Genomic DNA, 7,770 nt, shown 5'->3' on the forward strand with positions numbered 1-7,770 from the left:
CCTTTGGTCTTGCCCGCGCGGCGGAAGCGCGAGCCATACGGATAGATCGAGCCGTAGCGGAAGGGTGTCGCCAGAAGATAATGAAGATGGCGGCATTCGAGCGGGACCCGCGGCTTGGTCTCCTCGATGAGGTCCTCCAGCAGGCCCTGTTCGTCAAGCGTGTCGACGAGCTTGAGCGTCGAGACGCGGTGCTGCGCCTCGACCATCCGCCAATACTTGCCTTCGAGCCTGACGGCCTCAGACGAGAGCGCGTCGGGAGTCCAGGTAGGCGATGACATCGACAAGTCCGGCAATGGTGAGGATCTTTTCGAGCGGCGTGCCGTCGAGCGCCGTGTTCGGGTTCTTCAGCCATGCCCGGGCGACGGTCTCGTCGCCGCCGACGATGGCGTCGAGCGAGCGGAACAGCCGGACGAACAGCACCGCAAGCTCGAACGGCTTGGTGCCGCGCTCGAGCAGGAATTCCTGCTTGCGCATGCGCGAGACCGTCGCTTCCGAGACGCCGATGACCAGCGCCAGCGTCCTCGCGGTGATGTCGAGTAGGTCGGCCGCGCGCAGCGTAGCCTTGGTAATGACGGCATTCTCCATCGCCGTCGCGGCAGCGACTGGACGTGGCATGAGCGCACCCTTTCATTTCTGTGGAAAATATAGTCCACAAAAATTCATTTGGAAAGGGGCTGCCCCGACGGAGGATGCGTTTGCTGAACTCAATCTTTCTTGTAGAGCAGCCAACCTTTGCCGGCACGGCCGGCCATGGTGGAATGCCTTGTCACGCGGTTGCGACCGCTGACCTTGGAGCGGTAGAGCGCACGGTCGGCCTTGGTGTAGAGGTCTTCCGGGTTGTCGGCCTCGGAAGCCATGCAGATGCCCATGGACACGGTCACGGTGCCATAGTTCATGCCGGTCTGGCTGCTGGTGAACGGCGTCTGTTCGATCAGCACGCGGATCCGCTCGGCGATCTCGTAGGTGGTGTCCTCGCTGGCGCCTTCGACGATAAGCGCGAACTCCTCGCCGCCCGTGCGGGCCACGAACATGTCGGCGCGGACGCTGGATCGGAAGATCTCGGCGACGATCTGTATGATCTTGTCGCCTACCGGGTGGCCGTAGCGGTCGTTGATGTCCTTGAAGCGATCGATATCGGCAAGGATCAACGCGTTGAACAGGATGCCGCGGTTGCTGTTGTAGATGCGGGTGATTTCCTTGTCGAAGGCGCGGCGATTCCAGATCTGCGTCAGCGGATCGGTATCGGCGAGCCGCTTGTATTCCTCGAGCTTCGATTTGACGCTCTCGAGTTCGGCGGTCTTTTCGCTGAGCGTGCTGGCGATCTGGCGGTTGTGGTCCAGCGTCGAACTGGTGGCTGCCGACATGGCGCCGGCAATCTTGTGCAGCAGATCCTGCGAGAGCAGGCTTCGATTGCTCAAGCCGCTCGACGTCTCGTCGAGGATGCGGCCGTATTTTTCGATATGCGTGCGCTCGCTCCGCAACAGCGAGGCGATGTCCTCGAGCTCCTTGGCGACCATCTCGCGGGCATGTTCGACAATGGCGGGGCCATGGTGCTGCGGGAAGAAGCTGCGCCCGATGCCGTCGAGATCCTCCTGCGTTGGCCGGTTGCTCAACGAGACGACGGCAAGGCTGAGTTCGTGATTGCTGCCGTTGAGCGCTTCGTAGAAGATCTCGTAGTTGCGCGGCAGGCCGAGCACGCCAAGCTGGCGCATGGTCGCCACAACGGTGCTGGCGATGTCGCTATTCCTGTCGGTCGGGACCGCTGCCGGTTGCATATCCTGTTCATCACCCTTCAGTGCGACCGGAGACCTTGCCACCGCCGGGAGTCGCCCACACGGGGATTTGAATCAGAATTTGCGATGCGATGGCGCGTCCCCAACACGACCATCGCTTGCAGGAATCATAAATGCAGCCGCGCTAAAGTTTCCTTAATAGCCTGCATTTCCTCATCATTGTCGCTACCACAGGGGGCAGTTCGGTGCAGAAACGGCTTTCGAATAGCGCCGCTTCGGTGTCGCATTTGTCCATGCCCGGCAACCATAAAGCTGGAATTCTGTCCGGCGACGATCGAGGCGAACGATATCGAAGGAGGCCGGGATGGACGACAATCATAGTGGATCGTGCCTGTGCGGGGCGGTGCGCTTCAGGACGAGGGGACCGTTGCGCGGGGTGGTCTATTGCCATTGCTCGCAATGCCGCAAGCAACCCGGCCATTTCGTTGCCGCGACCGCCTCGAAAGATGCCGATATCGACATAGAGGGCGCCGAGGCGCTCACCTGGTATGGCGCTTCCGATGTCGCGAAACGCGGCTTCTGCCGCGGCTGCGGCTCGGTGCTGTTTTGGAAGCACAACGAACTGGACACCATCTCGATCATGGCCGGTTCGTTCGACAAACCGACCGGCCTTTCGGCCGAAAGCCACATCTTCGTCGGCGACAAGGGAGATTATTACGCGATCTACGACGGGCTGCCGCAGTTCGAGAAGTCGACGCCGGCGATCAAGGTTGCGGACGGATGATTTTGGGCGGCTTCCCTTGATCCGGCCATTGCGATAATCCCCTGCCTGTGACTCGAAACGAGGCTGGGCATGCAGCGGCTGATCGACGCTTTCATCAATTCGGTGCGGGCTTTCCGCAAGCTGGCTGCCCATGAAAAGGCATTCCAGCAGGAACTCTTGCTGCTGGCGCTTGCCCTGCCGGCTGGCTGGTTCATCTCGGTGTCTTGGCGTGGCTATGCGCTGTTGATCGCCGCAGTGCTGCTGCTGATCATAGTCGAAGTGCTCAACACCGGAATCGAGGCGGCCTGCGATGCGTTCAGCCGCGAATTCAACGTCGACATCCAACTCGCCAAGGATTGTGGTTCGCTGGCCGTGCTGATTTCGATCGTGGTTGCGGCCGCTGTCTGGGCCATCGCTCTTATCGAACGCATCGTCGGAGCGCCGATCTGATCTTGCCGGTACAGGACGAAACCCAGAATCAACGATTTGCCTGGCCGTCCCGTGCGTCCTTGACGCGCTCCTTTCCGGCGAAGTGGTGAGCGACCAGCCAAGCAAGGATCGCCACCCCCAGACCGACCGCCAACGCAATCAGCAGACGCTCGTGACGGGCGAACGCCTGGCCGACCATGCGCTCCGCTCCCAATCCGAAGACGTAGCCGACAGTGCCGAACAGGGCAGCCCAGACCGCCGACGAGATGGCGTTCAGGATGACGAAGCGCGGCACCGACACGGTTGACAGCCCGGCGGCGATGCCGCCGACAAGGCGCATCCCGTAGACGTAGCGGTTGGTCAGCACGAAGATGTTGGGATGGGTGTTGAGCAGGCGGTAGGCGCGGCGGAACCCGGGCCGCCTGCGCAGCCTGACGACATAGGGATGATCGGCAAAGCTGCGGCCGAGGGTGAAGAAGAACGTGTCGCCGGCGAAGGCGCCGAGAAATGCGGCCACGAAAGCCTGCCAGAGCACGAAGACCTGCTGATGCGCGAAGAAGCCGCCAAGGATCGCGGCGCTTTCGCCCTCGGCGACGCAGCCCAGGAATACCGCGACCAGGCCGTATTGTTCGATGAGACGGTGGATAACCTCGGTCATCAGCTTTCGGACCGCGCCGACAGCTTCTCGTCGATCCGCCTGATCTGCTCGGCCATGCGCAGGATCTCGTCGCGCATGCCGATGATTTCGCTGTGGCGCAGCTCGTCGAGCTTTTCATGCAGGGCCATGATCTCGATCTCGGCCTTCAGGTTGACCTCATAATCGTGGGCGGCGTCGATGCGGTCGCGCTCGGTCTGGCGGTTCTGCGACATCATGATCACCGGCGCCTGCAGGGCGGCGACCATGGAGAGCACGAGGTTGAGGAAGATGAAGGGGTAGGGGTCGAAAGCGTCGCGCGAAAGCAGCCAGACATTGCCGAAAGTCCAGAAGATGAGGAAAGCGATGAAGCCGAGGATGAAGGACCATGAGCCGCCGATCCGGGCGATGGTGTCGGCGACGCGGTCGCCAAAGGTCAGGTGAAAGGCGATCGCCTTGTTGGTATCCCTGGTGATGGTGGTGCGTTCGAGCGTGGATTGCAGCACGCGGCTCTCAAGCGGGCTCAAACCATCCGGCCTTCGCTTCAGCCAGCGGTTCGCCATATCCTCGACCGTCTTGTTCATCGTCTTCTCCATCGCCAGGCCTGCATATCTGCTCCCACGCAATTCCGGACGGAAAACCGCAATGCACTTTTCCTGGAATTGCTCATAGAGGTAGAGGCTGCCGGCGTGAACGGGAAGTGATAGATTGATCGGCACAGGCGAGGACGCAGATGCTTGACTTCCAGAAGATTCGAGCCCGGGCGGCAAAGCGCAAGGGCGGTGAGGAAGCGCTGGCGTCGCTGCTCGGGCCGATGCCCGACAATCGGGCAGTGGCGAAGGTCCCCGACGACCGCATCCTCTCCACCATGGCCGAGCGCATCTTTGCCGCCGGCTTCGTCTGGCGCGTGATCGAGCAGAAATGGCCGGGTTTCGAGGAGGCCTTCCTTGGTTTCGAGCCGAAGCGGCTCCTGTTTCAGCCGGACGATTTCTGGCACGAGCTCGCTTCCGACAAGCGGATCGTGCGCAACCCGCAGAAGATCAAATCCGTCCGCGACAATGCCGCCTTCGTCGATCGGGTGTCAAAGGAGCATGGCAGCTTCGGCAAATTCCTCGCCGAATGGCCGGCTAACGACCAGGTCGGGCTGACCGCCTATCTCGCCAAGCACGGCAGCCGACTCGGCGGCAATACCGGCCAGTATTTCCTGCGCTGGCTGGAATGGGACACCTTTGTCGTCTCGACCGACATGGCGGCGGCCTTGCGCGATGCCGGCCTCGACATCGCCGAAAGCCCGACCTCGAAGCGAGATCTCGACAGGATTCAGGCCCAGATCAATCAATGGTCGGCCGAGACCGGGCTGCCGCGCCGGCACATATCGCGCATCCTGGCGATGTCGATCGGCGAGAACCGCTCCGTGGAAGCGCTAAGCGAGTACATGAACGACTAGGCCTGACCGGCGAGATGTCGCGATCGAAATCGATCGATCAGGATACGATCGAAAATCGATCGATCCTAATTGGCACAAGCAATCGGCATTGCCGCGCGTGTTCGGCCACGGTAAATCCGCTGCATGACCCACGCACCCGACATCCTGCGCATCGCTGTCGCCCAGCTCAATCCGACTGTCGGCGACGTCGCCGGCAATCTTGCCAAGGCGCGCGAGGCGAGGGCGGATGCCGCCCGCCAGGGCGCAGACCTCGTGCTCTACACCGAGCTCTTCCTCGCCGGCTACCCGCCGGAAGACCTGGTGCTGAAGCCGGCCTTCCTGAAAGCTTGCGAAAAGGCAGCGCAGGATTTCGCCAAGGACACCGCCGATGGCGGTCCGGGCGTCATCATCGGCACGCCGCTGAAGCGCAAGTCGGGCACGCACAATTCGATCGTCTTCGCCGATAGCGGCAAGATCATTGCCGAACGCTACAAGCTCGATCTGCCGAACTATGGCGAGTTCGACGAGAAGCGTGTCTTCCAGGCCGGGCCGGAACTGCAGGGGCCGGTCAATTTCCGCGGCGTGCGCATCGGCGTTCCGATCTGCGAGGACATCTGGGGCGATATCGCCGTCTGCGAGACGCTGGCCGAAAGCGGCGCCGAGATCCTCCTGGTGCCGAACGGCTCACCTTACTACCGCGCCAAGATCGACGTCCGCCACCAGGTCGTCATCCGCCAGGTCATCGAAACCGGCCTGCCGATGATCTATGCCAACCAACTCGGCGGCCAGGACGAGCTGATCTTCGATGGCGCCTCGTTTGCCATCGGCGCCGACAAGACGCTCGCCTTCCAGATGAGCCAGTTCGAGGAAGCGGTCGCCGTCACCACATGGAAAAGAAGCCGCGTCGCCGCAGGCGCGCAAAATGCAAACAATTCCGACCATTGGGTCTGCTCGGAAGGCCCGATGTCGAAGATTCCCGAGCGGGAAGAGGCCGACTACCGGGCGTGCATGCTCGGCCTGCGCGACTACGTCAACAAGAACGGCTTCAAGAATGTGGTGCTCGGCCTCTCCGGCGGCATCGACTCCGCGATCTGCGCCGCGCTGGCCGTCGACGCGCTCGGCGAGGAGCGGCTGCGCACCGTCATGATGCCCTACCGCTACACATCCAAGGACTCGCTGAAAGACGCCGAGGACTGCGCCCGTGCCCTCGGCTGCCGCTACGACATCGTGCCGATCTTCGAGCCTGTCGAAGGTTTTCGGCACGCGTTGACCCAGCTCTTCGAAGGCACGCAGGAGGGCATTACCGAGGAGAACCTGCAGAGCCGCGCGCGCGGCACGATCCTGATGGCGATCTCGAACAAATTCGGCTCGATGGTCGTCACCACCGGCAACAAGAGCGAGATGTCGGTCGGCTACGCCACGCTCTATGGCGACATGAATGGCGGCTTCAACCCGATCAAGGACCTCTACAAGATGCAGGTCTATGCGCTGTCGCGCTGGCGTAACAGTCATGTGCCGCCGGGCGCGCTCGGCCCATCGGGCGAGGTGATTCCGAAGAACATCATCGACAAGGCGCCGTCGGCCGAGTTGCGCGAGAACCAGACCGACCAGGATTCGCTGCCGCCCTATCCGGTGCTGGACGACATCCTCGAATGCCTGGTCGAGAATGAGATGGGCGTCGACGATATTGTCGCGCGCGGCCATGACCGTGCCACGGTGGCGCGCGTCGAGCATCTGCTCTACATCGCCGAATACAAGCGCCGGCAGGCAGCGCCGGGGGTGAAGATCACAAGGAAGAATTTCGGCCGCGACCGCCGCTACCCGATCACCAACCGGTTCCGGGATCGCGGCTAGCATATCTCCCAGTATGTCGACACAGCCCATGCCTGACGTTGAAATCAGCTTCGACCCGTCGCGGATCGACTTCCGGGCGACCTCGGACCAGTTGATGGCGAGCTATTGGGGCGGCGCGCGCAACGACGAGATGCATCATCGAGCCTTCGCCCACTCGCTTTGCGTGGGCGCCTATGTCGACGGCAAGCAAGTCGGCTTCGCCCGAGCGATCACCGATTACACGGTCTTCGCCTATCTTGCCGACATCATCATCTGGCCGGAGCATCGCGGGCGTGGCATTGGCAAGCGGCTCGTGCAGGCCCTCCTCGACCACCCCGAGGTGAAGACCGTGTCCCATTGGAGCCTCACGACCAGCGACGCCCACAGCCTCTACCGGAAGTTCGGGTTCGAGACCGACGGGCGCTATATGCGACTGGAGCGCAACCCTGCCGCCTGACGGCTCGGATCGGGCACAACCGGCCGTTGTTGCAAATTCATCGCAGTGCTTGGGCCAAATGTCGTTTTGGCGACAGCCTGCCTTGGCGAGGTGGTGAGCCGACTCTATAAGAGCCTCTCCGCGATTCCCTTTCGGGAGGACCGTATGGCAGGATTTGACATCGTTATGCGAGGCCGCGAGGCCTAGGTCAGCGCCGCTCCGAAGGGCTTTCGGAGCAAGGCAGGACCTGGGAGAGGCTTTTGCCGTTGCCGGTCGCCGCCCCAGGGCGAGCGGCCAGCCATATTGAACCCTCCGCATTGCAGGCGCCCAGGCGCCGCCGCGGGTTTTCCAATTCGACTTTACCGGGACCGGGCACGTTTGCGCCCGGATAATATCATGGCTCGTTTCAAGATTGATCTGCGCGCCAGCGCCTTTCGCAGCGTGCTTGGCTTCACGTTTGGCCACTGGCGCCGCCAGCCGTGGCGGCTGTCGCTCATCATGGGCGCGTTCCTGCTC

9 protein-coding genes and 1 pseudogene are annotated in these 7,770 nt (G+C 62.3%); 5 read left to right on the forward strand and 5 right to left on the reverse strand.

Annotation, left to right across the window (positions count from 1 at the left end; translation table 11 throughout):
- From EOA29_RS18410 to EOA29_RS18420, 3 genes and pseudogenes are all read right to left on the reverse strand, one after another.
- Window positions 1–278, reverse strand: a pseudogene (locus EOA29_RS18410) (RES domain-containing protein); the annotation flags it as partial.
- The gene (locus EOA29_RS18415; protein WP_126093509.1) at window positions 238–615 is read right to left on the reverse strand and encodes an antitoxin Xre/MbcA/ParS toxin-binding domain-containing protein; all 378 of its coding nucleotides are present in this window, start codon (window positions 613–615) and stop codon (window positions 238–240) included. The gene EOA29_RS18415 and the pseudogene EOA29_RS18410, both read right to left, overlap by 41 nt.
- Before the next feature lie 89 nt (window positions 616–704).
- Window positions 705–1,775, reverse strand: a complete 1,071-nt coding sequence (locus EOA29_RS18420; protein ID WP_126093510.1) for a GGDEF domain-containing protein — start codon at window positions 1,773–1,775, stop codon at window positions 705–707.
- Window positions 1,776–2,097: 322 nt separating this feature from the next.
- Here EOA29_RS18420 and EOA29_RS18425 point away from each other — a divergent pair, with 322 nt between their 5' ends.
- A complete protein-coding gene (locus tag EOA29_RS18425; RefSeq protein ID WP_127221253.1) occupies window positions 2,098–2,517 on the forward strand; it encodes a GFA family protein in 420 nt (139 codons plus the stop codon).
- Window positions 2,518–2,586: 69 nt separating this feature from the next.
- The gene (locus tag EOA29_RS18430) at window positions 2,587–2,946 is read left to right on the forward strand and encodes a diacylglycerol kinase (protein WP_126093512.1); all 360 of its coding nucleotides are present in this window, start codon (window positions 2,587–2,589) and stop codon (window positions 2,944–2,946) included.
- 28 nt (window positions 2,947–2,974) lie between these two features.
- On the opposite strand, the gene EOA29_RS18435 is transcribed toward EOA29_RS18430, so the two are convergent.
- Together EOA29_RS18435 and EOA29_RS18440 are read right to left on the reverse strand one after the other, a co-directional pair.
- Window positions 2,975–3,583 carry a DedA family protein gene (locus EOA29_RS18435; RefSeq protein WP_126093513.1) on the reverse strand — a complete coding sequence of 203 codons (609 nt, stop codon included), beginning with the start codon at window positions 3,581–3,583 and terminating at the stop codon, window positions 2,975–2,977.
- Window positions 3,583–4,143 (reverse strand): DUF1003 domain-containing protein, encoded by a 561-nt coding sequence (locus EOA29_RS18440; protein ID WP_126093514.1) that lies wholly within the window; start codon window positions 4,141–4,143, stop codon window positions 3,583–3,585. Before EOA29_RS18440 ends, EOA29_RS18435 begins: the two co-directional genes overlap by 1 nt.
- A gap of 149 nt (window positions 4,144–4,292) precedes the next feature.
- Between EOA29_RS18440 and EOA29_RS18445 the strand changes: the two genes are divergently transcribed.
- From EOA29_RS18445 to EOA29_RS18455, 3 genes are all read left to right on the forward strand, one after another.
- Window positions 4,293–5,006 (forward strand): DNA-3-methyladenine glycosylase I, encoded by a 714-nt coding sequence (locus EOA29_RS18445; protein WP_126093515.1) that lies wholly within the window; start codon window positions 4,293–4,295, stop codon window positions 5,004–5,006.
- A gap of 123 nt (window positions 5,007–5,129) precedes the next feature.
- Window positions 5,130–6,839 carry an NAD+ synthase gene (locus EOA29_RS18450; RefSeq protein ID WP_126093516.1) on the forward strand — a complete coding sequence of 570 codons (1,710 nt, stop codon included), beginning with the start codon at window positions 5,130–5,132 and terminating at the stop codon, window positions 6,837–6,839.
- 28 nt (window positions 6,840–6,867) lie between these two features.
- Window positions 6,868–7,275 (forward strand): GNAT family N-acetyltransferase, encoded by a 408-nt coding sequence (locus EOA29_RS18455; RefSeq protein ID WP_126093517.1) that lies wholly within the window; start codon window positions 6,868–6,870, stop codon window positions 7,273–7,275.
- The last annotated feature ends 495 nt before the right edge of the window (window positions 7,276–7,770 follow it).

The organism is Mesorhizobium sp. M1E.F.Ca.ET.063.01.1.1 (assembly GCF_003998155.1).
In the GTDB taxonomy this organism is placed as follows: domain Bacteria; phylum Pseudomonadota; class Alphaproteobacteria; order Rhizobiales; family Rhizobiaceae; genus Mesorhizobium.

Coding starts and splice junctions, on each gene's coding strand:
- EOA29_RS18430 (WP_126093512.1), top strand. CDS start 2,587: ATGCAGCGGCTGATCGACGCTTTCATCAATTCGGTGCGGGCTTTCCGC.
- EOA29_RS18455 (WP_126093517.1), top strand. CDS start 6,868: ATGCCTGACGTTGAAATCAGCTTCGACCCGTCGCGGATCGACTTCCGG.
- EOA29_RS18425 (WP_127221253.1), top strand. CDS start 2,098: ATGGACGACAATCATAGTGGATCGTGCCTGTGCGGGGCGGTGCGCTTC.
- EOA29_RS18420 (WP_126093510.1), bottom strand. CDS start 1,775: ATGCAACCGGCAGCGGTCCCGACCGACAGGAATAGCGACATCGCCAGC.
- EOA29_RS18445 (WP_126093515.1), top strand. CDS start 4,293: ATGCTTGACTTCCAGAAGATTCGAGCCCGGGCGGCAAAGCGCAAGGGC.
- EOA29_RS18415 (WP_126093509.1), bottom strand. CDS start 615: ATGCCACGTCCAGTCGCTGCCGCGACGGCGATGGAGAATGCCGTCATT.
- EOA29_RS18435 (WP_126093513.1), bottom strand. CDS start 3,583: ATGACCGAGGTTATCCACCGTCTCATCGAACAATACGGCCTGGTCGCG.
- EOA29_RS18440 (WP_126093514.1), bottom strand. CDS start 4,143: ATGAACAAGACGGTCGAGGATATGGCGAACCGCTGGCTGAAGCGAAGG.
- EOA29_RS18450 (WP_126093516.1), top strand. CDS start 5,130: ATGACCCACGCACCCGACATCCTGCGCATCGCTGTCGCCCAGCTCAAT.